This is a genomic window from Lacihabitans soyangensis, from assembly GCF_024343775.1.
In the GTDB taxonomy this organism is placed as follows: Bacteria; Bacteroidota; Bacteroidia; order Cytophagales; family Spirosomataceae; genus Leadbetterella; species Leadbetterella soyangensis.
On record NZ_RJUF01000172.1, the window covers coordinates 1 to 1,875 of the forward strand.

The 1,875-nt window shown below is 47.9% G+C and carries 5 protein-coding genes; all 5 read left to right on the forward strand.

From position 1 onward, the window contains the following. Positions 1-11: 11 nt before the first annotated feature. Positions 12-116, forward strand: coding sequence for a SprB repeat-containing protein (locus EGI31_RS15295; protein ID WP_255038019.1), 105 nt, complete (start codon positions 12-14; stop codon positions 114-116). Between the two features lie 79 nt (positions 117-195). Next, the gene (locus tag EGI31_RS15300) at positions 196-429 is read left to right on the forward strand and encodes a SprB repeat-containing protein (RefSeq protein ID WP_255038016.1); all 234 of its coding nucleotides are present in this window, start codon (positions 196-198) and stop codon (positions 427-429) included. Continuing rightward, complete coding sequence (locus tag EGI31_RS25325) at positions 426-788, forward strand: SprB repeat-containing protein (protein ID WP_255038017.1); 363 nt, start codon at positions 426-428, stop codon at positions 786-788. The genes EGI31_RS15300 and EGI31_RS25325 overlap by 4 nt, the downstream gene beginning before the upstream one ends. Continuing rightward, complete coding sequence (locus tag EGI31_RS15310; RefSeq protein WP_255038020.1) at positions 731-1,546, forward strand: SprB repeat-containing protein; 816 nt, start codon at positions 731-733, stop codon at positions 1,544-1,546. Before EGI31_RS25325 ends, EGI31_RS15310 begins: the two co-directional genes overlap by 58 nt. After that, on the forward strand, positions 1,516-1,875 hold a 360-nt coding region (locus EGI31_RS15315), incomplete at its 3' end, for a SprB repeat-containing protein (RefSeq protein WP_255038018.1). The genes EGI31_RS15310 and EGI31_RS15315, both read left to right, overlap by 31 nt.

A 1,875-nucleotide genomic window follows, 5' to 3' on the forward strand; every position in this document is an offset into this window, starting at 1 on the left:
TGTTAGCATCTATTTCTGCACAAACTGATGTTTTATGTAATGGAGCAAGTACCGGATCGGCAACAGTAACAGCATCAAGCGGTATCAGTCCTTACTGCATCAGGTGGAAATCCTAATTATACCTATTCATGGGCACCATCGGGTGGTACTGCAGCAACAGCAACCGGCCTATCAGCCGGAACTTACACCGTTACGGTGACGGATGCCAACTCTTGTCTGCAAACAGCTACGGTCAACATCACACAGCCAACGGCACTCGTCGCATCTGTATCAGCTCAAACCAATGTATTATGCAATGGAGCGAATACTGGAACAGCAACGGTAACCGCTTCGGGTGGAACACCGAATTATTCGTATTCATGGGCTCCTTCCGGCGGTACAGCTGCTACTGCAACAGGTCTAGTGGCCGGAATTTATACAATACGGTGACGGATGCCAACTCTTGTCTGCAAACAGCTACGGTCAACATCACTCAGCCTGCTGCCTTGGTCGCATCTATTTCTGCTCAAACGAATATAATTTGTAATGGAGCAAGTACCGGATCAGCTACAGTATCGGCATCTGGTGGAAATCCTAATTATACCTATTCATGGGCTCCTTCAGGTGGGACAGCTGCCATTGCCTCGGGTCCTATCAGCCGGAACTTACACCGTTACGGTGACGGATGCCAACTCTTGTCTGCAAACAGCTACGGTCAACATCACTCAGCCTGCTGCCTTGGTCAGCATCTATTTCTGCACAAACTGATGTTTTATGCAATGGAGCAAGTACTGGTTCTGCCACTGTAACTCCATCAGGCGGAAATCCTTCATACACTTATGAGTGGGCACCATCAGGTGGCACTGCGGCCACTGCATCGGGTTTAGCAGCTGGAACATACACCGTAACAGTGACAGATGCAAACGGTTGTCAGAAAACAGCAACTGTTAGCATTACTCAGCCTACGGCACTAGTTGCTTCGATTTCTACTCAAACGAATGTTTTATGCAATGGTGCAAGTACTGGATCAGCAACTGTTACAGTGTCTGGTGGAAATCCCTTATTCAGTAATACAACAGCTCCTTTGGGTGGTACCGCTACAATAACTACAAATGTAAGTCCAACTTACATTTATTCATGGGCACCTTCTGGAGGCACTGCAGCTACCGCAACCGGCTTATCAGCTGGCACTTATACGGTAACAGTGACGGATGCCAACGCTTGTCAGAAAACGGCAACTGTCAACATTACTCAACCCGCAGCACTCGTCGCATCGATTTCTGCTCAAACCAATGTAATATGCAATGGAGCAAGTACTGGATCAGCAACGGTTACTGCATCAGGTGGAAATCCTAATTATACCTATTCATGGGCACCTTCTGGCGGTACAGCAGCTACTGCATCAGGTCTAGCAGCAGGAATATACACCGTAACAGTGACTGATGCAAACGGTTGTCAGAAAACAGCAACGGTCAACAATCACGCAGCCTACGGCACTCGTCGCATCTGTTTCTGCTCAAACGAATGTATTGTGCAATGGAGCAAGATACAGGATCGGCAACGGTAACCGCTTCAAATGGTACTGCTCCTTACAGCTATTCATGGGCACCTTCTGGTGGTACAGCTGCTACTGCAACAGGTCTAGTGGCCGGAATTTATACAATAACCGTAACTGATGCAAACGCTTGTCAGCAAACTGCAACGGTCAACATTACTCAGCCTACGGCACTAGTCGCTTCAATTTCTGCTCAAACGAATGTATTGTGCAATGGAGCAAGTACAGGATCGGCAACGGTAACCGCTTCAAATGGTACTGCTCCTTACAGCTATTCATGGGCACCTTCTGGTGGTAAAGTAGCTACAGCATCAGGTCTAGCAGCTGGCACATACACGGTA